We start from the raw sequence: 23,398 nt of genomic DNA, 5'->3' as shown, positions 1-23,398 counted from the left end.
GTTCTAAGTTTATATTTTCGTTCGAAAATGTAGTCTTAGAACCATTGATCGCATGAAAAAGTTTGCTTCAAACTCAAAAGAAGCCGTGTATTTCACAGCACAACCAAGAATATTAAAAGGCTCTTTTTTACTCAATTTAGCATAAACAAATAATAAAATCACTGCACCGGTTTTAGATACAACCCAATTCATAGGGCTCCAAAAACTTTCACTCACCACCAATCCAAAAATTCCAGCTAAGCACCTTCCTACTTAGGAACCTAAAATACCTACTAAAATCGCAAGCAACCAGCCTCCAAGGTCTTTTATAGGATGTACCATTTTAGCTATCACTCCTGCAATCAATCCAAAAATAATGTATGCTAACAAACCCATAAAACAAGTTTTAAAATTCAGACTTGAAGATAGTCTTCATCTTTGCTGTTTTGCAAGTATAGTATGGTACACAATATTACGTAAGAATTTAAAAACACGATTTTTTTTAATAGTAATCATTTGGCAACGATTACTTCTACATTATTTCTTTGAAGCATCTTTAGAGACTCTTCATCTATACCATTATCAGTGATCACTTTGTGAATCTTATTAAAACCGGCAATAAAAGCAAAACCGATCTTCTTAAACTTAGAGGAATCTGCAACAACAATAACTTCTTCAGCTACTTCTATCATAAATTGATTGAGGTATGCTTCTTCCATATTGTATGTATAAACTCCGAAGTCAGCCTTAAATCCATCTACACCAAGAAAAAGTTTGTTACAATGTAGTTGCTTGAAGTTTTTTTCAGCTAGTGGACCAACCAAAGACATAGAGAATTTCCTCAAATAACCTCCTGGTACAATCACTTCAATATTTTCCGAATTAGCGAGGTGATTAATGATGTCCAAGGCATTACTTATTACAGATAGTCGCTCAAAAGCCACTAAGTTTTTTGCAATCTCAAAAGTAGTCGTACCTGAATCTAGAATTATTGAATCACCTTCTTGAATCAGTTGAGCTGCAGTTTTACCGATCAATCTTTTGGCGTCTAAGTTTGTTTTTTTTCTTTCAGCAACATGAATAGCGATAGTATTTGTTTTGAATGCACCTCCATGTGCTCTGACCAGCAACTTATTCCTTTCAAGATTTGCAAGATCATTTCTTATAGTAACCTCGCTGACATCAAACTCCCTACTCAGTTCAGTAACATTCACTTGACCATTTGACTCCAACTCCTCAAGTATTTTTGATCTTCTAAGTGCTGTCTTTTTCATCTACCTTTTATAATTATTTAACAAGCTATCAAACTTTCGTATTATTTGAGATTGTAAATATAAGAATGATATCTTTCAAAATACCATAAATCAAAAGGAATTAAAATATATATGAAATTTATCTATGTTTAAATGCATTTTATTTGCTTTTTTATCACTAATTATTTTCATATTCATTCGTTTTATTAGTACTTTTATTTCATAAAATTTCTATTTCAACAGTACAGTATTAGGTTATTGACTTAAAATATGACTTCCCAACACCAAGTCAATGATGAATATGATAATATGCTCACAGTATCTTAAACAGTAGAAGAAATAGCCCCTGAATTCATAAAGTATATTTGAACAATCACTTTAATTAGTATAACCATGAGTATTCAACCAAACTTCAGTCAGACAGAACTTGCCTTTATTAAGGAATCTAATCAAAAGGAAAACAATACTTTGACACCGTATATTACAGTAGATAATTTCCCAAAACTTGGGTTAATAACTGCATGTAGATTCCTAGAATGGGTATCTTGTAACCCAGACGGCGTTATCAGTCTGCCTACAGGAAAAACTCCAGAGTATTTTATAAAATGGACCAAATATATCCTTGAAAATTGGGATAATCAAAGAGGTAAAGAGATTCGAAAAAAATACAACTTAGACAAGTGTGACAAGCCAAACTTACGAAACCTTACATTTGTTCAAATCGATGAATTTTTCCCAATTTCTTCAAGACAGGCTAATAGCTTTTTTCATTACGTGAATAAATTCTACATTGAAGGGTTTGGGCTGAACCCTGAGAATGCTATCCTTATAAATTCGGATGAAATACCATTGGCTGGTGGAAGGCATTTCAATGAAGTATTTCCAAAGCTTCATGTAGATCTAACATTGAGATTTAGAGAACCAAATGATGATCTTGAGAAGATTCAGCAAGAGTCAATATATCTCATAGATAAGTGGTGTGGCGAATATGAAGATAGCATAAGGGCAAAAGGAGGTATTGGATTCTTTTTGGGAGGAATTGGTCCTGATGGTCATATAGCCTTCAATACCCGAGGGACACACATGTATTCAGCCACTCGATTGACTGAAACAAATTTTGAGACTCAGGCAGTCGCCGCAGGAGATTTGGGAGGAATTGAAGTTTCATCTAATAGACTTGTAATTACTATTGGGCTCGAATCTATAACCTATAATCCAGATGCAGTAGCAATTATCATTGCAGCTGGAGAAGCCAAAGCACAGATCATCAAAGACTCTCTTGAGTCACCACTCAATAACATTTACCCTGCTACGAGTATACAAAAATTAAAAAATGGAAGATTCTATCTTACTAAAGGTGCTGCCATCAAACTTACTGATTCGCTTGACTCCTATTATTCTGAAGGTGAGTGGACTTGGGAAAAAACTGAACGAGCAGTGATGTCGCTTTGTAAAAAGCTAAAAAAGTATGGCGATAGACTGAAATTAGAAGACCTAAAAAAGGACAAGTATACAGCCATGATACCCGACCTTTCTGAAAATACAGTTGAAAAAGTAATGGAAAGTATCATTGCTAAGATGAAAAAGGGCACTGAAAGACAAAGTAATGAAGTGATTCTACATACAGGTCCTCATCACGATGATATTTCCCTAGGCATTTTACCACAAATTACTACCCAGCTGCAGGAGAACTCAAACGAAGCTCATTTTTCTGTTCTTACCTCAGGTTTTACTGCGGTGACAAACACCTTTATCATTGACACCTTGCTTCATACCAAAAAACTTTTGGATAATAATGAGATTCAAATGGTCAAATATGATGACTTCTTTGAGGTAGGCTATAAGCTAAAAACAGATAAAGATGTCTATCATTTTCTTACCAATGTAGCCTCTGAAAATCATAATCAGCGTTTGAGAGGTTTATGTCATAGGATTGTCCGAGCTATAGTTGGTATTTATGAAGTGAAAAACCAACAGAGCTTAAGAGAAACAATCAATGACCTGATCAGCATTTTGAGAAATTCATACGATGGGGAAAAAAACCCATCAAAAATTCAGAAGTTAAAAGGAATGGTCAGAGAGTTTGAGGAAGAATTAGTTTGGGCGCATTTTGGGGTTCAAGTAAAAAATGTTCATCACCTACGTTTAGGATTTTACACTGGTGATATTTTTACCGAACAGCCAGATAAGAAAAGAGATGTTGAACCTATTTTGGAATTGCTGAGAAAGGTAAAGCCAACTATTCTTAGCCTAACACTTGATCCTGAAGGGTCTGGACCTGATACTCATTACAAAGTTTTACAAGCCACAGCTGAAGCTGTTAGGCAATGGAATGAAGAGGAAAACTTAGAGAATTTTAGGATCGTTGGGTATAGAAATGTATGGTTCAAATTTGAACCATTTGAAGCTAATGTAATTATCCCAGTTTCCCTTGGTGATATGTCTGTCATGGAAGATTCTTTTGCGAATTGCTATCTAAGTCAAGTAAATGCATCTTTCCCTAGCTATGCTCATAATGGCAAGTTTAGTACAGTAGCTAAAAGAATTTGGGTAGATCAGCTCCAAGATATTCAATTGCTTCTTGGAAAAAATTACTTCTATCTCCATGAATCCGCCAAAGTGAGAGCAAGTCATGGGTTGATTTACACCAAAGACATGAATGTAGAAGAGTTTTTGACGCATGCTAGAGAGCTTGAAAAATCCATTGAGGGATTTATATAATCATTCAATCAAATTGATACACAAAAAGCCAGTCAATTTACGTTGATTGGCTTTTTGTTGTCACATGCCCCATTTGAGGATCTGTAATTGTATGGAATGGTCCATCTACTCTTCCAGCCAAGTGATATTCAAAGCTTTTGTCATGGTCGCTCATTGAGAGATCATACCATCCTGTAGATTTTGAAAGATCAACTTGCCAAAGGTGCTTCTGATTTGGTTGAAAGCATATTTTCTTTGAAAACTCAGGAAATTGATTATCAATCAATAGTACAGAAAAAGCATGATTGCTATTGTTGCTAATTGATATTGATACCATCACATGATTTGAATCATCTGCTTTATAAGTTGTTCTAAACCTCAATTTCACGTTCTTTGATTTTTTCGATTTTATAGACCTCCAGAAACCATTTGGCCCTTGAACATCGAGTGCGGCTCCATCGCCTTCAAATCCTTCATAATTCCAAATATAAGATAAGGTATCTCCACTCTTTACAGCAAAATCCCAAGCAAATTGATTAGAATTTTTTTGAAGATTTCGGTATCCTTCTCTTGCAAACACTTTGAATGGTGCTCCTTTAGATTGCTCTCCAAAAATCTCTTTTCCACATGAAAAGAAAGCCTCCATTTTATCTGAATCTAATTCAAAATCACAATAATTCTCGTAAGGAATAATGTTGGATGGCTTCACTCCTACTTCTTGTGGACTGATAAAATTAGGCACATGGCCATGAGTTAACTCATCATCGTTGAGTACATTAAATCCCTTTGGAAGATTTGTTCTTTTGGCGGTATGTATCATTTCAATGTGAGACTTTTGATCAATAGGCTTCAAATCAAAATTCTGTTCATCAGCATCTCTAAATATTGAAGTCAGGTCTCCACAAATCTCCCTTCTCCAAGAGCTTATATTGGGACAATGAATTACTTTTCCTGTTTTATGACTTAAGAAAGTTTCTAAAAACATTAATGTTGATGTCAAATCACAAACTTGAGAATTCACCCATCCCCCTTTCGACCAGGGAGAAGCTACTATTAGAGGAACTCTATACCCCAACCCAACAGGACTTTCTCGTGCATCATCTTGATCAAATCCTGCCTGAATCTCTTGTTGATAACTCACCCATTCTCCTTTTGTACTCAAGCCATTTGAAAGCTTACCTGTAAGCTGGTCTTGTTCATTAGGAGCTAAAAATGGAGGAACATGATCAAAATAACCGTCATTCTCATCATAGTTTAATATGAAAATTGTTTTTTTCCATACCTCAGGGTTTTCTGTTAGTATATTTATCACTTCGGAAACATACCATGCACCATACCATGGAGAAGATGGGTGATCTGAAAATTTCTGGGGTGCAACAAGCCAAGATACCGTTGGCAATGTTCCATTTTTGACATCCGCTCTGAAAGATTTAAGGATATCACCTTTTGGTATATTTACCTCATGACTCTCACCATTATGCTCATATGTAAAGGAATCCAACTTATGGTAGTCTGGATCATTTTCATTGGTAACAAAGGCTCGTTCATGGATTTTTTTTGACCTATGGTCAAGCTTGAGGAAATTTACATCATTGTAATCATCTAAAGTTTTGATGGCATATGAAAGTGTATCTTTCCTTTTACTTAACTCCCGCTCAAGATCAATTATCTTTTCTAGATCAGCAGTACGTATCTCATTTTCTGCCTTACTTATGATCTCAGGGAACGTGTCAATTACTGTTTTACAATAATTCAAATGTCCCTTACAGAACCTAACTTGATACTGGCTAAACCATTCTAGATTATTATCTGTAAAATTAGCCAAAAGGCTTTCAGCTTCCCCAGAAAGTTCTGTTTTGATACTCACTTCATTTTGATAAATTCTCCATGAAATCTGATTATCTTCTAATATTTCTGGGAATGTTAACCAATCTACTTCCTTTTCATAACCAACTTCTGAATTTCTGACTTTTGGTTTTTCACCATCAGCGCCATGAGTTTTACCTGTCCAGAAATACATCCTGTTGGTAGTAGTTCCTGTCAGAGAGGAACAAAAGTGTTGATCTGCAACAGTGAAAGCATCAGCCAAAGCGTAATAGAAAGGAATATCTTGTCGCTGATAATACCCCATGGTCAATGGAATATGATTGAACTCCTTGTTCCATGGCTTTTTGGCAATAATCCATTTATCAAACTTTCCTGCATGATATGCATCGACTTGATTTTCCCATGAATGTGGTAAATCTCCTAACCAGGTCGCATTAGACTCCTTGATGTTCAATCGAAAAGGAGGGTAAGACTTGCCATCACCATCAGGCTGAAACCAAACTGGATTTCCATTCGGCAGCTTAATAGCCCGAGGATCATTGAAGCCCCTGACTCCCTTTAAAGATCCAAAACAATGATCAAATGATCGATTCTCTTGCATCAAGAAGACAACATGTTCAGCATCATAAAAGCTACTGCCAGGATTCGATTGAATGTCATAGGCTTTTTGAATAGCTGCTATTAGTGGGCTGGAAACAGATAATCCACCCATTAAAATGCTGGCTTTCTTAAAAAATTCTCTCCTTGATTGATCTGTTGTTGATGTCATAAATATAAATAGCGCAAGTTTTAGCCAAACCAAAAGTAGTATCAAATCAGCACATCGATCATAATTTCATATTAAGAAATTGTTTTAGATTTTGACAGAAGTAGTTCCACCTCCATTTAGGGTAATATCGATTGGTTTGTTTGTTTCCCAGGCTCCTTGAGTGAAATCAGGAATATCAATTGAATTTGATCTATTCAATACTGACCATTCACTAAGTGGGGATATGCAAGACCATAATGCAGCGTCATAGACATCCTGATCAAGAGGAAGTCCATTTCGAAGACAATCTATAAGACGCCACTCCATCATAAAGTCCATGCCACCATGTCCACCGATTTTTTGAGCCAACTCCCCAACTTTCTTTATGATTTGTGGGGTATATTTCTCCTTTAATGCTTCAACTTCCTTTTCTGTAAGCCAAGAATGACCGTTTGATATTCTTTCCTTAGGGTATTTTTGTGCATAAGCCTTTGTACCACTTATCGCATGAAGTCTAGAGTATGGTCTTGGTGAAGAGACGTCATGCTGTAACATCAAAGATTTCCCTTGCTTAGTCCTAATTAGTGTAGTATTCATATTTCCTCCAAAATCTTTATTCTTGAAGAAATCATAAAAAACATCACTATTTGCTAGTTCCTTGGCCTTATTGCCCATGTGAAAATCTGCAGAAGAAAGTGAAGATAAATAATCAAATTGATCACCTCTATTGATATTCATAAGTTGAGCAATCGGACCTAGCCCATGGGTAGGGTATAAATTCCCATCTCTAAAATTCTCTTTCAATCGCCACATATCTTGATAGGCTTCTTTAGAGAAATTCAAATCTAATAAGTCATGTATATAGGCTCCCTCTGCATGTAAAATTTCTCCAAAAAACCCATCTCTGGCCATACTTAATGTAATCAATTCAAAGAAATCATAACAGCAATTTTCAAGCATCATGCAGTGCTTTTTTGTTCGCTCTGAGGTTTCTACCAATTGCCAGCATTCCTCAATAGTCTTTGCGGCAGGCACTTCTACAGCAACATGTTTGCCTGATTTCATAGCATATACAGCCATAGGCGTATGCCATTCCCATGGAGTGGCTATGTATATCAAATCCAAATCATCTCTATCTACCAAATCTTTCCATATATCAGGGGTCCCAGCATATTGTAAAGGTTGATGTCTTTCGCTTTCTAATGAAGCTATTACTTTCTTTACTTTTTCTTCCTTAAGATCACATAATGCAACGATATCGACCCCTTCAATTTTGCTCATTCTAGAAACAGCTGATGGTCCTCTCATTCCCAAACCAATGAATCCCACCCTTACTTTATCAAGTTTAGGTGCAGCATATCCAGACATATTAAATTTCTGGTTAAATGGGCTTTGGATTTTATTAGGCACATTTAGCAGTTCCTCAGCTGAACTAAAATTGCTGAAAGAAGTACCGAAAAGCCCAAGTCCACTTATTCCTGCCGTTCTCAAAAAATCTCTCCTGTTTTTATTCATAGCACTTTAACTAAATCAGCAAATAAACTATTGGCACATACTTTTAAATTTATTTTTTAAATCCCACTTTATTCAATCACAACAGAATACATACCACTTGCTCTATTAGCAGGCGTTACAATAATGTAATTCAATTTTAGAGGATCTTGTCCTTTTGCTACGATTGGCATCAAAATACTTCCTTGGTATAGCTGAGAACTTCTATCAGCTTGATGTCCATCAAAAGTGTAATAAATTTTTGCCCCTGCTACACTTGAGTAAAGTTTCACTTCCTTTCTATTTCCACGTATTGAAACATCCACTTGTGCTTCAGGAATTCTGAAATTTACACCTAATTTTTCCAATTTCGCTAGATTTTCTGGAAGTCTAAATTTAGAAAATTGCTCAAAATCCTTTTTCCCATTTTCCATCCATGCTACTTCGGCTACCGCCAAAAGCCGAGGAAAAATCATGTATTGAAGTTTCTCAAATGAAGGGACATACTCTGTCCACATGTTGGTTTGAACGCCAAGGATATGCCTTTGCTGATCTGCTGTGAGATCTTTTGGTCTTGGATGATAGCTATATACTTTTTCTAGAGGCAGGTAACAACATATGAAAAGAGGCTCATCGGATTGTTTCCCTTGACCATGATCTATATACATGTGGCTATTTGGAGTCATAATCACGTCATGTCCCATCTTCGCCGCAGCTATACCCCCTGCTTCTCCTCTCCAGCTCATTACCGTAGCATTTGGAGCAAGTCCACCTTCTAAAATCTCGTCCCAACCTATCAGGTTTCTGTCATTTTTATTCAAAAACTTCTCAATTCTTTTAATAAAATAACTTTGAAGTTCATGCTCATCCTTTAGATTCTCTCTTTTGATTACTTCTTGAGCAATACTTGATGTTATCCAATGATCCTTAGGAACCTCATCACCTCCTATATGAATGTATTTACTTGGAAAAATATCCATCACCTCAGTGAGTACATCTTCCAAAAAACCAAAGGTCTCCTCTTTTGGTCCAAAAATATTATAAAGAACTCCCCAATAGCCTGGCACAAAACCCAAAATCTCATTATTGTAAGGTTTACCGTTTTCTCTTTTGGCATCTATTGTACCTTTTAAGGCTACACCATTGACCACTTCAAAACTTCCAAACTCTGGATAAGCTGCTAAAACGGCAGAAGTATGGCCAGGAAGTTCAATTTCTGGAATTATGGTAATGTGCCTTTTTGCAGCATAAGCAACAAGTTCCCTAGCTTCATTTTGAGTATAAAATCCTCCATGTGGCGTGCCATCATAGATAAATGGTGAAAAATCTCCGTATTGACCAATGATAGTGGAATCTCTCCAAGCAGCCTGTTGCGTAAGTTTAGGATATTTTTTTATCTCTAATCTCCAGCCTTGATCATCTGTCAAATGCCAATGTAGGCGGTTTAGCTTGAAAAGTGCCATTAGGTCTACGATTTCTTTCATTTCGTCTAGAGACCTAAAATGTCTGCTTACATCAATCATCAAACCTCGATATCCAAATTCAGGCTTGTCTTTAATCTTAACACTAGAAATTATAAATTTACCTTCTTCCTCTTTTATGAGCTGCAATAAAGATTGCAGTCCATAATATACTCCAGCTTCTCCACCTGTAATTTCAATACCATTTCTATCTACTTTTAAGTTATAGGATTCATTATCTACCTCGGGGTCAAAATTTAGTTTGATTTTGATTTCATTATCTACTCGAGAAGTAGTATTTAACTTAATACCATAAAGAGCTTCCAGTTGGGTATTAAATAGAGTAACAGAACTCCTTAATGATTCGCTTTCTGCAAAAACTCGCATTCTATCTTCTAATAGAAAAACACCATCTCCTTTTTCAAATTCTTTAGGATGTGGGATGATTGAAAGTGACTCAACATCTTGTGCAAAGGAAGGTTTACTACTAAGTAGCAATGCTATCAATAATAGCTGGAGTTTAAATTTCATAGGGTGTTTATGATTATATATGAGTATTTAATTTTTTTCAAAAACTATCTGCTTCTACATACGAAGCTATCAATTTCTTCTCTCCTTCCAAATTTCTTTGTGACAGACCGTGTTCCATACCTATAATTCCATCAAAGCCTTTTTCATGGAGGTATTTGAACAAGTTTTTGTGATTGATCTCTCCAGTGCCAGGCTCGTTTCTTCCAGGGTTATCTCCAACTTGAAAATAAGCGATCTCATCCCAGCATTTATCTATATTAGCTATCAAATTACCTTCATTTCTTTGCATATGGTACGAATCATAGAGGATCTTACAAGCTGGGCTTCCCACTGCTTTACATATGGCGTAGCTTTGATCGGAGTGTCTCAAAAACAATTCAGGTGTATCACTCAAAGGCTCCAATACCATCGACATGCCATGAGGTTCGAAAATCTCAGCCCCTCTTTTCAATGCTTCTATTACATTACCAGTTTGTATTCCAATGGGTAAGTTTCTTTCATAGAAACCTGGGACTACTGTCATCCACTTTGCATTCACGCTTTTGGCTACTTCTACTGATTTTTTACAAGTTTCAAGAAAATTATCTAAGAACTCTTTTTTGCCTGTTGTCAACGAAACTTTCCAGTTATCTCCACCATCTACGACGAAGACACCCATTTTCATGTTTAGCTTTTCTAATCTTTCCGCTATCTTTTGCTGTTCGGCTGAAGACCTAGCGAGCATCCCATTGTCTTCTAAAGATCGAAAACCTTGATCTGCCATAAAGTCTAATTGGGACATCAAATCTTTTCCAGCATGATGCTCGAACATCCCAAAATGAGGGCCATAATTCAGCTTGAAATTTCTGACTGCACTCTGGGATTTTGCTTCTAAGGCAAATGGGATCATAGTACTCAATGCAGTGGCCCATGATATCTGCCCTATGAATTTTCTCCTTTTCATCATCATATCATTTTGGATTTACCTGGCACAGCTATAGGATAGAATCCTTCCTCATTTGGAAGTGATTTTGGAAGCTCTGACCAGCCTAACTTATCTGGCATCAAGTTCAATTCAGAAGCCATGCAATCATCCCATGACACTACTTTTCCAGAATAAGTGGCTGCTCGACCCATGATAGCTGTCAAAGTACTTTTGGCAGCATAGTCTGTATCATGAAATTTATATTCACCAGAAGATATAGCCTTGAAAAGTTCGTCATGTTCAGTCTGGAATGGATTTCGATTTCCTTTACCATCATGTTCAAAAAGTGAATTTCCTTTAGCATCCCAAAGTTGACCTCTATTTCCTGCATTCATATATGCTCGTCCTTTTGTACCTTGGAAAGATTCATCTACCCGATTGTGTGCGCCTGAAAAGTGTCTGCACTCGCCTAATATCACCGACCCATCTTCAAATGTATAGGTCACAGAATGATGATCAAATATCTCTCCGTATTCCTTTCCTGTACGAGTAAATCTACCCCCTGTCCCTTCAGCCTTGACAGGATATGAACCTTTCACCCAATTCATCACATCTATGTTATGCACATGTTGTTCAAGAATGTGATCACCACATAGCCAGTTGAAATAGTACCAGTTACGTAATTGATATTCCATCTCAGTCATGTCTGCTGTACGCTGGTTGACCCATACTCCTCCATCATTCCAATATACTTGGCCAGAGACAATATCTCCAATCGCTCCATCTTGAATCCGACCAATTGTCTCTTTGTAATTATCTTGATATCTTCTTTGAAGTCCTACCACTACATTTAGCTTTTTTTCTTTAGCTTCCTTTGAAGCTTGAAGTACTTTACGAATACCTACAGCATCTACGGCAACTGGCTTCTCCATAAATACTTGCTTGTTTTGTCGGATAGCTTCTGCAAAATGATCTGGTCTAAAACCAGGAGGTGTTGTTAGAATCACAACATCTGCTTCTTTCATAGCCTCCTTATAAGCATCGAAGCCTATAAACTTTCTATCCTCAGGAACATCTACTTTATCCTTTCCATATTTTTGAAAAATAGGAGCGAAACTACCATCTAATCGATCTCGAAAGACATCAGCCATCGCTACGAGTTTGATGTTATACCCTGTATCAAATGCTTGAAAAACTGCACCTGTGCCTCTACCCCCACAGCCTATCAAAGCTATTTTGATCACATCATCTCCTGTAGCAAAAGCCTTTGGCAATACATAAGGATTGAGCAAGGTGGATCCTGCAATCAGAGCGGAAGTTTTAATAAATTTTCTTCTTTGGTTCATTTGGTAATTGTTAAATAGGTTATTGAGTTTTTATAATTTTCATTTTTGTTCAATCTTTCAGTGACAATTGACCCTAATGATTAAACAAAACATGCTTTTTGCTTTAAATCGCAGAGACCCATTCACTTTAACTTCATTAAAAGTCTGCGGGTGGTACACGATCAAAATAAGCGTGAATCTCTGATTCTGAAGGTACTTTCAAAGGCCTGACCACTCTCATTCCGACGAAAGGAGCTTCTGGAAACCACCATCTGCTCTTAGGAATCTGTGGGTCAAGCTGCTTCCAAACTGGGTCAGAAGCAAACCTCCTACCTACACGTAAATCCTCAGCCTCACTTTCATAGTGTCCACCTCTCAAAACTTGAGGATAAAGCTGTTCTGATACTACCTTAGGGTTTATATTTTGATTGGAATCATCTTCGTAGGCAGCATAAAAATCTCCTGTCCATTCCATCACGTTGCCTAACATATCATAAAGTCCCCATGGATTTGGAGCTTTTGATCCTATGGTACTTGTCGTTTTGTTACTGTTTTCAATGTAAATTGCATAATCATTGATCAAGTTAGCATCACTTCCAAAGAAATAGCTTTCATTACTCCCAGCTCTAGCAGCATACTCCCACTCTGCCTCTGTTGGAAGCCTATAGAAAATGCCTGTTTTTAGATACAACCACCTGCAATATTGAATAGCGCCATACTGGGTCATGCCTACTGCTGGCTTGGAAGCTTTCCCCATACCAAATGTCATGTCTAAGTATGGTGTCGAAGGCCTCGAAAGTCCATCAACTTGATGAGACAAAGGTTTTGTACTTATGCCTATTTCGAGGTTTTTATCTAAAAATAACTCAAACAAATCCCATGTAACTTCATGTGTCCCCATCCAGAATGCATCCAGTTGAATTTTCCTTTGTGGAGCTTCATCTACTTGGTGCCCTTTTTGCTCAGAAGGTGTACCCATGATAAATGCCCCCGCGGGGATCGGTACCATTGAAAAACTTAAGTCAGTATTTGGAATTTTCTGATCATATGGTTCAAAAGGTTCAATTTGAAGCCTGAATCCAAAAAGGGCAATTACTAGTAAAAATGAGCCAAAAAGCACCATTCTAATTTGATTTAATTTCATTACTACAGTTACTGGGTGGATTGTACATTAAAATGAATAGCAAGCAATATAAAAATTTGCAATTTGGGAAACAATACGAATTTACACCAGTGGCTTTAACCAAAATGCATAATAACTGAGGACTATATATGGAAATATCCAATTCTTCATGCTATTTGAACAGCAGAAGCATTTTGAATAAGTAAAAAGCTAACCTTTAAATAACGGCATCGTGTTTGATTATCACTTTCAAAACTGAAATAACACAACATTTAATTTGATTAAAATTACCCATAATGATGAAGAATATCGGTTACCTAGTACTTTTCATATTGATAATGGCAGCTTCATGTAGTCCAAAGGTTACCCAAAATGGTAAAGCTTCATACTATCACGATAAGTTTCATGGAAGGACAACTGCCAACGGTGAAAAATACCGTAAGCATAAATTGACAGCTGCGCACAAAACTTTACCTTTTGGTACCAAAGTAAAGGTGATCAATCAGAGGAATGGAAAAAGAGTTAAGGTACGCATCAATGATCGTGGTCCATTTGTAAGTGGTAGAATCATCGATCTTTCTAAAAAGGCAGCTCGCAAAATAGACCTCATCGATGCTGGTGTAGCTGATGTAAAAATAAAATACAAGAAGTAATCCTGTAGAAAACCCTACATTTGTAGGATGAAAGATTACCAAAGGATTGTAAGCCATGTTTTATCCCAATTGGGATTTGAGGAATTGAAAGAGATACAGAAAGAGATCATCACTAAATTCCAAGATCATAAAGATGTCATCTTGTTGGCTCCAACCGGCTCTGGGAAGACCCTGGGTTTTCTAATCCCAATGCTTCAATCTTTTGACCTGGATTCAAAAAGTATTCAAGGACTCATCATTGTGCCTACTAGAGAACTAGCACTACAGGTTCTTGAAGTGTTCAAGTCAATAAAATCACAATACAAAGCTACATGCGTATATGGTGGTCATGAAATGAGGATTGAGAGAAATTCGCTACTTGACACCCCTGCCCTGGTCATAGGAACACCTGGTAGATTGATAGACCATATTGCTCAAGAAAACATTGAGCTTTCTAATACCAAGCTTGTAGTCTTAGATGAGTTTGATAAATCACTCGAACTGGGTTTTGAAGACCAAATTGGTGAGATCTTTAAAGCCATCAAGCAAAAGCAAGGTTTTATCTTAACCTCTGCCACAGATTTGAAAAGGTTGCCGGATTTTCTACCATTTGAAAAATCCGTCAAACTAAATTTCATAGCAGAGACGGAAAAAAACCTGCTCAAGCAGAAGGTTGTTCATGCGCAAACAAAGGTGAAAGGTGATATTTTGCTAAACTTAGTATCTGGTTTTCAGGGTGAGCCATGCATAATTTTTTGTAATCATAGAGAAGCTGTAAATAGGTTAAGCCAATTTTTTAAAGATTTTGAATATCCACATGCTATCCTACATGGGGGCCTAGAGCAGCAAGATAGAGAGATTAACCTGATCAAGTTCCGAACGGGTACTTCAAGCATACTTATAGCTACTGACTTGGCATCTAGAGGGCTAGATATTCCTGATATCAAACATGTGATTCACTATCAGCTACCAAAACAAGAAGATGCCTACATACATAGAAATGGTAGAACTGCAAGAATGGAAGCTGAAGGAACTAGTTATGTATTCCTTACAGATGATGAGTATTTACCAAGATTCATAGAAGGCGAAATCGAGACTTTCATACCTGATGAGACCCATGAAGACTTGGTCTTACCTGCCTTTGAATGTCTTTTTATCAGTGCAGGCAAAAGTGATAAGATAAGCAAAGGTGATATTGTTGGGCTATTGACCAAAAAAGGCGGTATAAAAGGTGATGAAATCGGTCAAATATATATCCAAGATAAAGCTTCCTATGTAGCTGTAAAAAGAAATCTTGCCGAAAAACTTGCACGTATTGTAAACAAAGAAAAACTGAAAAAAGTAAAGGTCAAAGTAGACATAGCTAAATAGACCTCTAATATTTCAGTTTTAAACAAAAATTTACCCTCCTTATTTCTTCAATACTGAAAATTTAAGGAGGGTAAAAAACTTCATTTTCTTCATATTATACAAGCTTTACCTTCATTACATCATCCACATTGAGATTGAAAAATTCTTTGTGGATATTAAACGTTGGCTCTCCATCTGCTGGGACTTTTGCCTCGTAGCTTCCATCTTCTAGCATACGATAGGAGTTTACATTGTCTCGTAAGTTGTAAGAAAGGATGTTCATCAGTTGCTTTTCCAAAAGTGGTGCGTCAACCCTAAACAAAGACTCTAACCTCTTATCGAAACTTCTCACCATCATGTCAGCACTACCAGCATAGGTTCGTGTTTTACCATTGTTGTGGAAGTGGTATATTCTGGAATGTTCCAAGTAATCACCCACGATAGAAAGTACTTCAATGTTTTCACTTAGATTTTCTCTACCTGGTCTAAGACAACAAATGCCCCTGATGATTAATTTTACTTTCACACCAGCCTGAGATGCCCTATATAAGGCATAGATAATTTCGGAATCTTCCAAGGAGTTTACTTTGATGAAAATACCACTTGGTAACCCTTGTTTAGCATTTTCTGACTCTTGGTCAATAAAACTGATAAGTTGATTTCTCATATCCCTAGGTGCTGTAATCAAGCTATCATAGGTATCAGGAATAGAGTGACCAGTGATTACATTGAAGAACTCTGATACATCATTGGCTAACACCTCATTGGTCGTCAATAATCCAATATCAGTATAAAGTCTGGCAGTATCTTCATTGTAATTCCCCGACCCTAAGTGTACAAATCGTGTGATTTTATTTTCATCTTTCTTGACAATCAGCATCAGCTTTGTATGTGTCTTGAGATTAGAGATTCCATAGATTACAAAGCAACCAGCTTTTTGAAGTTTCTTGGCTTCTCTGATATTGTTCTCTTCATCAAACCTAGCCTTTACTTCAAACAATACAGAGACGTGTTTTCCATTTTCTGCCGCTCTAAGTAATGCTTTTGTAATTCTAGAATCACTTGCAAGCCTGTAAATGGTCATCTTGATGGCCATTACATTGACATCATCTGCCGCTTTTTCTATGAGATCAAGTATAGAATCAATATTATTATAAGGATGATGTAACAGGATATCTCTGTTCTTTAGCACTTGGAAAATATCTTCCGTACCTTCTTCTGGGTAAGATAAAGGATGAACTGGAGCTGGCATTTGAGGCATTCTGTCTTTGAATCGCCTGTTGCCTATCACTTGCCATAAGCCAGTGAAATCCATCATACTTCTTCGATCAACTTTGAATATACTATCATCTTGGATATTCCATCTTTCCTTGAGCAAATTGATCATCCATTTGCTATATCCTTCCTCTATTTCTATACGAACTACTCTACCTGACTTTCTTTCATTCAATTTACGCTTTACTTCTTCCAGAAAGTTAGCATCCATGTCTTCACTTTCTTCAAGTGTAAAGTCACCGTTTCTCGTAATTCTAAAAAGGTTAATGGATTCAATGTTTACATTTCTAAACAATGAAACCAAGTTTTCTCTGATCACCTCTTCTATTGGAATATAGATAACAACATCTTCACGCTCTACTTCAAAAAACCTTGGAATATTGGCTGGAATTTGAACAAATGAAAGTTTTCTGTTTTCTTTCTTTTCGCCTGGCGCCAAAGTGACAATACCAAAAACCAAAAGCTTGTTCATCAAAATAGGAAAAGTCCTATACCCATCATACACCATCGGAGTCAACATGGGATAGATAGCTTTTGTAAAATAGGATCTGATGTATTCTTGTTCTTCAGGAGTAAGGTTTTTGACATTGCTCAACCTGAATCCAGAATCTTCCATGTTGGGAAGCAAATTCTTTTGAAAATGCTCTTGCTGAGCTTTATGGAATGCTTGACACTCGAGCATCAATTTCATTTTGAAAGGCTCTTCTCTCAAGCCCGAATAATCCACCCTTTCTTTGTCATAGTCTAGGTAGTTGTATAATGATCCTACTCGAATCATGAAAAACTCATCTAAATTGGAAGCTGTGATTGCTAAAAACTTGAGCTTTTCAAAAATAGAACGGTTCTCTTTCACAGATTGGTCAAAAACTCTCTCATTGAACTTGATCCAGCTCAAATCTCTACTTACCAAGTCACTGGAATAAATAATGCTATCGAACTTATCTCTGGTTGTTATTTGCATAATATTGATAAACTTAAGACAAAGCTAATTAATAATTGTCCGTAAAATCTTTCCGAAGTTTAAGAATTTATTAACGAAATAAAAAAAAGGGAGCTTGTGCTCCCCTTAAATAATTTATCAATAGGCTAAGATCAATATCAAGTATCAATTTTAGCATACTTGGCATTTTTCTCGATAAAATCTCTCCTAGGAGGCACTTCATCACCCATCAACATACTGAACAAATGATCAGCTTCTGCTGCTGATTCTATGGTCACTTGCTTCAAGGTTCTTGTATTTGGATCCATGGTAGTAGTCCACAACTGTTCTGGGTTCATTTCCCCAAGACCTTTGTAGCGCTGTAAGTTTATACTATCTTCTTTTCCAGTATCACCTACCATATCACGAGTGATGATTTTTCTATCCTCCTCATTGTAAGCGTATCTTTCATCTTTCCCTTTTTTCAATAGATATAGAGGTGGCTGTGCGATATACACATAACCATTCTCTATCAGGCTTCTCAAATACCTGAAGAACAATGTCAAAATCAAGGTACGAATGTGTGATCCATCAATATCGGCATCCGTCATGATGATGATTTTGTGGTATCTTAGATTGGTCAGGTCAAGTTCTCTGTCCCCATTGATCGTACCGAATTTCACACCAAGGGCAGTAAGGATGTTTTTAATCTCATCATTATCATAGATCTTATGCTCATGGGCTTTTTCTACGTTTAGGATTTTACCCTTCAATGGAAGTATAGCTTGAAAATCTCTATCTCTACCTTGCTTTGCAGAGCCTCCCGCAGAGTCACCCTCTACAAGATACAATTCACAAACCGTAGGGTCAGAATTTGCACAATCTGCCAATTTACCAGGAAGTCCACCACCACCGAGTACGTTCTTTCTTTGAACCATCTCACGGGCCTTGCGGGCTGCATGTCTAGCTTGAGCTGCAAGCACCACTTTACCTACTATGATTTTAGCTTCCTTAGGATGCTCTTCTAGCCAAATCTGAAGTACTTCTGACACAGCACTATCTACAGCACCTACTACATCAGAGTTTCCAAGCTTAGTTTTCGTCTGTCCTTCAAACTGCGGCTCTGCTACTTTCACAGAAATTACTGCTGTCAATCCTTCTCTAAAGTCATCCCCAGACACTTCTATTTTCAACTTTTCCAGCATGCCTGATTTGTCTGCATAGCTTTTCAAAGTTCTTGTCAATGCCCTTCGAAAACCTGATACGTGAGAACCTCCCTCATAGGTATTGATGGTATTGACATAAGACACCACATTCTCAGAGTAAGAAGAATTGTAGCTCATTGCCACCTGCACTGGAACAGCGTTCTTTTCAGACTCAATATAAATAGGTTCTTCTATGATTTTTTCTTTAGTATCATCCAGGTACTGTACGAACTCAACCAACCCACCTTCAGAATAAAACTCATTGGATCTAGGTGTACCATCATCTTCGAGTTCTCTCAAATCCTTCAAGAAGATTCTGATTCCAGCATTCAAGAATGCCATTTCCCTAAGCCTATTAGCTATAGTTTCGTACTTGTATTCTGTGACATTAAAGATGCTACCATCTGGTTTAAAATGGATGATTGTACCTCTCTTGTCTGTAGTTCCGATTTCTCTTACTTCATATTGAGGTACGCCGATAGCATATTCTTGTTCAAATACTTTTCCTCCTCTATGTACAGTAGCTTTAAGCATGGTCGATAGGGCATTCACACAGGATACCCCAACACCATGAAGACCTCCCGACACTTTGTAAGTGTCCTTGTCAAATTTACCTCCAGCATGGAGGACTGTCATTACTACTTCTAATGCTGATTTCTTTTCCTTGGGGTGATAATCTGTAGGAATTCCTCTACCATTATCTTCTACTGTTACTGAATTGTCCTCATTGACTGTGACATAGATTGTGTCACAGTGTCCAGCAAGAGCTTCATCGATAGAGTTATCTACCACCTCCCAAATCAAATGGTGAAGTCCTTTGATCCCTACATCACCAATGTACATCGCAGGTCTCTTCCTAACGGCTTCCAACCCTTCTAATACCTGAATATTACCTGCTGAATAATCCTTATTGTTTTCTTGTTTGTTATCGCTCATAACTAATTTTAAGCTCCTACTTTTATCTTAAAAAGAGAATTCATGGTCTATGAATTAATCCGTAATAATACACAAAAAAATCGAGAGCACACAGCTTTAAATTTTCAAAATTAGGAAGAAACCCAGGTCAGACTAAAGACCTAAAGTTGTGCACAGCTCATTTTTACTTATAGTTAAAACCAGTACTGACTCAATACCGCTGATATTCAGACACTACTGTTATAATTCTAATATTGACCTGTGCTTAGCAGCACCAAGGTGCAGGCTTTGGCAACTTCAATACCTTTTTCAGCAGCTTTCATTTCAAAAATTGGATTTTCTGTTCCAGGATTAAATATGATTCTGGAAGGCTTCAAACCAAGTAAATAATCATACCACTCTTCCTGATGCTGGGGACCTATGTACAGGGTGATTGTATCTAAATCTTCGATTTGAGGTTTAGCTTTAAGATCCAAAATATCCTGTCCAAATAAATTCCCGGTTTTGATTCCAATAGGTACAAATGGCTGTCCTTTTTTACCTAAAAGTTCAGCTGCCAAGTAAGCATATCTCGAAGGGTTTGTAGTGGCTCCTACTATCAGTGTCTTTTTCATGCTCTGCTTCCAAATTGTCTATCTCTATCAAACGTATCCATATGTCTATGCTTCTTGCTTTCATAGATATCATCGATGGTAATCAAAATACCTGTTTCCTCTACTGCACCAAACTCATCATTGAGTGCTGTACCGAAAGTTTTCATAGTAGGCGACAAGTTCATGTAAGTATTGATCAATGGTGGGATATTCTCTCCATTGGCCCTTACTTTTGTATTGAGCAATTTGTATCCTTCTTTATAATTCAATCCTTCAAAGCAGTCTCTCAATTCCGATATATCGGTCTCATATCCTAGCTTCAAATCCTCCAAAGGTCTTACCAATTCCATTTGATCTGGAAAATAGTAGTTCATAAAATACAACAAAAGGTCTCTTGACTGCCGGTGATAATGTGGATACATGGTCACTTTTCCAAATAAATACTTTACATCTGGATGAAGTTTTACAACTGCTCCTAAGCCATCCCATAGATTGTCCAAAGAGAACAAACCCTTTCGATTATCCAAGCTAGGCTGATACTTTGGCTGAACAAATGAACGACCCAACTCAATGGTATGAGGAATATAATCTTGTATGAAGGTTTCTGAAAACTTGAATAAATGAGCTGTGGAAAGATTAATCAATCCATTATCATCTATGCTTGCATATTTACAGTAAATCAATCTATAGCCAGCTACTATCTCTTCGTCCTCTGGGTTCCATGTGATCAATTGTTGGTAACAGTGCTCACAGGTATCATTTTCATCGATATCAATTTCCAAACCTGTTCCCCCACCCGCTCCTCGAAAAGTCAATTCTCGTAAACGGCCTATTTCTCTGACTACATTGGGAGCATTGTGATAATCTACCAGATAAATATGATTATTACCATTGTTAGTATATCGAAGAAACCTTTCCTCTGTCAATTCCTTTTTGAGAAGTTTTCTATCTACTGCAGGTATTATTTTTTGCATAATTCTTAATTTTTGGCAATTCGATACACCGTTTCTTTTACAACTTCAGCCCAATCCTTTTCATTTTTTGAAGCATCGAAATATTGATAAGGTATTGGTTTTCCGATGTGTATCACTACCTTTTTCCCTCGTTGTGAGAACATTTCATCAGCTAAATAAAACATCTCAATATTGGATTTAATTCCTATTTGTTTTCTAAACCTTGCTAAGTTATAAAAGAATCCAGAATTCTTGCCCTCAATATAAACAGGTACTACGTCTTTTTGATATTTTTTTGCTTTTGAAATAAAACTTTTTTTCCATTCCAGGTCTTTTATTCCTGCATGCTGCTTCCTTGAGACCAACCCAGCTGGAAATACTAGTACAGCATGATCTCCAGCATATGTGTCTTCTATCAACTTACTAACTTCCCTGCTATTGGCTCCATGCTTATTTACTGGAATGAACATCGGTTCAAAATTGGTAATGTTTGTCAAAATATCATTCACCAAAAACCTGATGTCTTCTCTGTATTTTCCAAGAGCATACATGAATGCAATTCCATCCATTCCTCCCAAAGGATGATTTGAAGCAAATATTACAGGTTTTTCCAATGGTATGTTTTCTGCTCCTGTGAGCTCTACATTGACCCCGAACTCTTCAATGAGAGCATTGACAAAATCCAATCCGTGCAAATGTCCATTCTTTAGCATGATTCGATTCACCTCTTTCTCATGAACGATACGCTTGACGTACTTCAATACAAAAGAAGGCAACCATCTATGAAGAGTGGGATTTTTGTCCTTTAAGATTTTTTCTACATCTACAAATGGCTCTTTCGCTTTCACTTTTTCATCATTTACGCTATTACTTACTTCTATGAGTTCCCTTTAATCCTCTGATAATCATCTATTTTTAAAGTAACACATCAAGAAGAAGTTTCTATTAATCTTGAAATCTTAAAATTTCAAAAGCCTAAAATTAAAAAAATTTGCTAGAAATATATGTTTTATTTCAATCTGCAAAATTTAATTATTAACTATGAAATTGCCTCACATAGATAAGATGCAGGTATTCTTGTACCTGCAATTGTTTTGGAAATTTGAAAAACAAATCAGTTTAAATGCAAGGTTTTGAAGTATGCAATAGAACAAAATTGAATTCAAAAACTATTTTTTAGCCACTCACTTAAATTATATCCATATTTTTGTGTCATGAAGGAAACTATTTTATCTCTTACACCCCAGCATTGGGAAGATTATGAGTTGATCGATACAGGTGGATTTGAAAAACTTGAACGGTTTGGCCCATATATCCTTAGTAGGCCTGAGCCGCAAGCGATTTGGGACAAAAGTATGAGTGCAGAAGATTGGAAGAAGCAAGCTCATGCTATTTTTTCAAAAGAGAAAAACAACCCAGAGAAAGGTCAATGGATAGAGCAAAAGAAAATTCCTCACAATTGGCAAATCAAGTACCAGGTGCCCAAGGGGTCTGCATTGAGCTTAAACTTAGCAATGACTTCATTTAAGCATATCGGTCTGTTTCCAGAGCAAGCTGTCAACTGGGATTACATCTTAGATACTGTAGACAAACTTCAAGTAGCGCATCCTAAAATCCTTAATCTTTTTGCATATACTGGTGCTGCAAGTATTGCCGCACGCGCTGCTGGCGCTGAAGTGACACATCTCGATGCAGTGAAACAAGTAGTAACTTGGTCAAAACACAATATGGAATCTTCTGGCTTGGACGGCATCAGGTGGATTGTGGATGATGCTATGAAGTTCATCAAAAGAGAAGTCAGAAGAGGAAATAAATATCATGGAATTATCCTAGATCCCCCTGCTTATGGAAGAGGTCCAGATGGAGAAAAATGGATACTGGAAGAGCAAATCAATGAAATGCTTAAACTGTGTGCGGAACTATTAGAGCCTGATCAGCATTTCTTGATCCTAAATATGTATTCTCTGAGTTTCAGCTCTATCATCGCTGCAAACTTGGTTCACTCCAATTTCAAGGAAGTCAACAATGCAGAGCATGGTGAGTTATATTTGGTGGATAATTTCAACAAAAAACTCCCGCTTGGAATCTTCTTTAGGTTCAGAAAAGTGAAATAAATCTAAAAATCACGAAGCTAGACTTACACAAAATTAATCCAAACGCTCTTCATAATCGTTGAGAAAAAAAAGGGAAAAATCTAGCTACATTAAAATTAAAT

The 23,398-nt window shown here is 36.9% G+C and carries 17 protein-coding genes and 1 pseudogene; 4 read left to right on the top strand and 14 right to left on the bottom strand.

All coding sequences use genetic code 11. From position 1 onward, the window contains the following. Nucleotides 1-9 precede the first annotated feature (9 nt). The 3 genes and pseudogenes from MM239_RS21140 to agaR all read right to left on the bottom strand — a co-directional run. Nucleotides 10-240: pseudogene (locus tag MM239_RS21140) on the bottom strand (GlsB/YeaQ/YmgE family stress response membrane protein); the annotation flags it as partial. Between the two features lie 12 nt (nucleotides 241-252). Then, complete coding sequence (locus tag MM239_RS20960; protein WP_262918431.1) at nucleotides 253-375, bottom strand: GlsB/YeaQ/YmgE family stress response membrane protein; 123 nt, start codon at nucleotides 373-375, stop codon at nucleotides 253-255. Between the two features lie 116 nt (nucleotides 376-491). Then, on the bottom strand, nucleotides 492-1,253 hold the full coding sequence (agaR, locus tag MM239_RS03670; protein WP_241346685.1) for a transcriptional repressor AgaR: 762 nt from the start codon (nucleotides 1,251-1,253) through the stop codon (nucleotides 492-494). A 372-nt stretch (nucleotides 1,254-1,625) separates the two neighbouring features. On the opposite strand from agaR, the gene MM239_RS03665 reads away from it, so the two are divergent. Further along, on the top strand, nucleotides 1,626-3,953 hold the full coding sequence (locus tag MM239_RS03665) for a glucosamine-6-phosphate isomerase (protein ID WP_241346683.1): 2,328 nt from the start codon (nucleotides 1,626-1,628) through the stop codon (nucleotides 3,951-3,953). A gap of 37 nt (nucleotides 3,954-3,990) precedes the next feature. On the opposite strand, the gene MM239_RS03660 is transcribed toward MM239_RS03665, so the two are convergent. The 6 genes from MM239_RS03660 to MM239_RS03635 form a co-directional block, all read right to left on the bottom strand. Next, nucleotides 3,991-6,528, bottom strand: coding sequence for a phosphocholine-specific phospholipase C (locus tag MM239_RS03660; RefSeq protein WP_262918429.1), 2,538 nt, complete (start codon nucleotides 6,526-6,528; stop codon nucleotides 3,991-3,993). Between the two features lie 84 nt (nucleotides 6,529-6,612). Then, nucleotides 6,613-8,022: a Gfo/Idh/MocA family protein gene (locus MM239_RS03655; protein ID WP_241346679.1), complete on the bottom strand. Its 1,410-nt coding sequence runs from the start codon at nucleotides 8,020-8,022 to the stop codon at nucleotides 6,613-6,615. Between the two features lie 68 nt (nucleotides 8,023-8,090). Beyond that, nucleotides 8,091-9,989, bottom strand: a complete 1,899-nt coding sequence (locus MM239_RS03650) for a beta-N-acetylhexosaminidase (protein WP_241346677.1) — start codon at nucleotides 9,987-9,989, stop codon at nucleotides 8,091-8,093. Nucleotides 9,990-10,026: 37 nt separating this feature from the next. After that, nucleotides 10,027-10,932, bottom strand: coding sequence for a hydroxypyruvate isomerase family protein (locus tag MM239_RS03645; protein ID WP_241346675.1), 906 nt, complete (start codon nucleotides 10,930-10,932; stop codon nucleotides 10,027-10,029). 2 nt (nucleotides 10,933-10,934) lie between these two features. Next, the gene (locus MM239_RS03640; protein WP_241346674.1) at nucleotides 10,935-12,239 is read right to left on the bottom strand and encodes a Gfo/Idh/MocA family protein; all 1,305 of its coding nucleotides are present in this window, start codon (nucleotides 12,237-12,239) and stop codon (nucleotides 10,935-10,937) included. Between the two features lie 136 nt (nucleotides 12,240-12,375). Beyond that, on the bottom strand, nucleotides 12,376-13,362 hold the full coding sequence (locus MM239_RS03635; RefSeq protein WP_241346672.1) for a formylglycine-generating enzyme family protein: 987 nt from the start codon (nucleotides 13,360-13,362) through the stop codon (nucleotides 12,376-12,378). Between the two features lie 278 nt (nucleotides 13,363-13,640). On the opposite strand from MM239_RS03635, the gene MM239_RS03630 reads away from it, so the two are divergent. Together MM239_RS03630 and MM239_RS03625 are read left to right on the top strand one after the other, a co-directional pair. After that, nucleotides 13,641-13,994, top strand: a complete 354-nt coding sequence (locus tag MM239_RS03630; protein ID WP_241346773.1) for a septal ring lytic transglycosylase RlpA family protein — start codon at nucleotides 13,641-13,643, stop codon at nucleotides 13,992-13,994. Nucleotides 13,995-14,021: 27 nt separating this feature from the next. Then, nucleotides 14,022-15,344: a DEAD/DEAH box helicase gene (locus tag MM239_RS03625; protein ID WP_241346670.1), complete on the top strand. Its 1,323-nt coding sequence runs from the start codon at nucleotides 14,022-14,024 to the stop codon at nucleotides 15,342-15,344. A gap of 94 nt (nucleotides 15,345-15,438) precedes the next feature. On the opposite strand, the gene ppk1 is transcribed toward MM239_RS03625, so the two are convergent. From ppk1 to MM239_RS03600, 5 genes are all read right to left on the bottom strand, one after another. Beyond that, nucleotides 15,439-17,559 (bottom strand): polyphosphate kinase 1, encoded by a 2,121-nt coding sequence (ppk1, locus tag MM239_RS03620; protein ID WP_241346669.1) that lies wholly within the window; start codon nucleotides 17,557-17,559, stop codon nucleotides 15,439-15,441. 137 nt (nucleotides 17,560-17,696) lie between these two features. After that, on the bottom strand, nucleotides 17,697-19,658 hold the full coding sequence (gene gyrB, locus MM239_RS03615) for a DNA topoisomerase (ATP-hydrolyzing) subunit B (protein ID WP_241346667.1): 1,962 nt from the start codon (nucleotides 19,656-19,658) through the stop codon (nucleotides 17,697-17,699). A gap of 227 nt (nucleotides 19,659-19,885) precedes the next feature. Further along, a complete protein-coding gene (locus MM239_RS03610) occupies nucleotides 19,886-20,251 on the bottom strand; it encodes a CoA-binding protein (RefSeq protein WP_241346666.1) in 366 nt (121 codons plus the stop codon). Beyond that, on the bottom strand, nucleotides 20,248-21,204 hold the full coding sequence (locus MM239_RS03605) for a GNAT family N-acetyltransferase (RefSeq protein ID WP_241346664.1): 957 nt from the start codon (nucleotides 21,202-21,204) through the stop codon (nucleotides 20,248-20,250). Before MM239_RS03605 ends, MM239_RS03610 begins: the two co-directional genes overlap by 4 nt. Before the next feature lie 5 nt (nucleotides 21,205-21,209). Further along, nucleotides 21,210-22,031, bottom strand: a complete 822-nt coding sequence (locus MM239_RS03600) for a 1-acyl-sn-glycerol-3-phosphate acyltransferase (protein WP_241346661.1) — start codon at nucleotides 22,029-22,031, stop codon at nucleotides 21,210-21,212. A 366-nt stretch (nucleotides 22,032-22,397) separates the two neighbouring features. On the opposite strand from MM239_RS03600, the gene MM239_RS03595 reads away from it, so the two are divergent. Further along, nucleotides 22,398-23,297 carry a class I SAM-dependent methyltransferase gene (locus MM239_RS03595; protein WP_241346659.1) on the top strand — a complete coding sequence of 300 codons (900 nt, stop codon included), beginning with the start codon at nucleotides 22,398-22,400 and terminating at the stop codon, nucleotides 23,295-23,297. Nucleotides 23,298-23,398: the final 101 nt, after the last annotated feature.

It is taken from the genome of Belliella filtrata (genome assembly GCF_022549775.1).
GTDB lineage: Bacteria > Bacteroidota > Bacteroidia > Cytophagales > Cyclobacteriaceae > Belliella > Belliella filtrata.
The sequence above is the reverse complement of the archived record's forward strand: the minus strand, read 5'-3'. Positions and strand labels throughout refer to the sequence as shown.

Bases quoted from the DNA above. Each gene is read 5' to 3' on its own strand.
- MM239_RS03635 (WP_241346672.1), bottom strand. From the start codon at position 13,362: ATGAAATTAAATCAAATTAGAATGGTGCTTTTTGGCTCATTTTTACTA.
- gyrB (WP_241346667.1), bottom strand. From the start codon at position 19,658: ATGAGCGATAACAAACAAGAAAACAATAAGGATTATTCAGCAGGTAAT.
- MM239_RS03645 (WP_241346675.1), bottom strand. From the start codon at position 10,932: ATGAAAAGGAGAAAATTCATAGGGCAGATATCATGGGCCACTGCATTG.
- MM239_RS20960 (WP_262918431.1), bottom strand. From the start codon at position 375: ATGGGTTTGTTAGCATACATTATTTTTGGATTGATTGCAGGAGTGATA.
- MM239_RS03640 (WP_241346674.1), bottom strand. From the start codon at position 12,239: ATGAACCAAAGAAGAAAATTTATTAAAACTTCCGCTCTGATTGCAGGA.
- MM239_RS03630 (WP_241346773.1), top strand. From the start codon at position 13,641: ATGAAGAATATCGGTTACCTAGTACTTTTCATATTGATAATGGCAGCT.
- MM239_RS03625 (WP_241346670.1), top strand. From the start codon at position 14,022: ATGAAAGATTACCAAAGGATTGTAAGCCATGTTTTATCCCAATTGGGA.
- MM239_RS03610 (WP_241346666.1), bottom strand. From the start codon at position 20,251: ATGAAAAAGACACTGATAGTAGGAGCCACTACAAACCCTTCGAGATAT.
- MM239_RS03650 (WP_241346677.1), bottom strand. From the start codon at position 9,989: ATGAAATTTAAACTCCAGCTATTATTGATAGCATTGCTACTTAGTAGT.
- MM239_RS03665 (WP_241346683.1), top strand. From the start codon at position 1,626: ATGAGTATTCAACCAAACTTCAGTCAGACAGAACTTGCCTTTATTAAG.
- MM239_RS03660 (WP_262918429.1), bottom strand. From the start codon at position 6,528: ATGACATCAACAACAGATCAATCAAGGAGAGAATTTTTTAAGAAAGCC.
- agaR (WP_241346685.1), bottom strand. From the start codon at position 1,253: ATGAAAAAGACAGCACTTAGAAGATCAAAAATACTTGAGGAGTTGGAG.
- MM239_RS03605 (WP_241346664.1), bottom strand. From the start codon at position 21,204: ATGCAAAAAATAATACCTGCAGTAGATAGAAAACTTCTCAAAAAGGAA.
- ppk1 (WP_241346669.1), bottom strand. From the start codon at position 17,559: ATGCAAATAACAACCAGAGATAAGTTCGATAGCATTATTTATTCCAGT.
- MM239_RS03655 (WP_241346679.1), bottom strand. From the start codon at position 8,022: ATGAATAAAAACAGGAGAGATTTTTTGAGAACGGCAGGAATAAGTGGA.
- MM239_RS03595 (WP_241346659.1), top strand. From the start codon at position 22,398: ATGAAGGAAACTATTTTATCTCTTACACCCCAGCATTGGGAAGATTAT.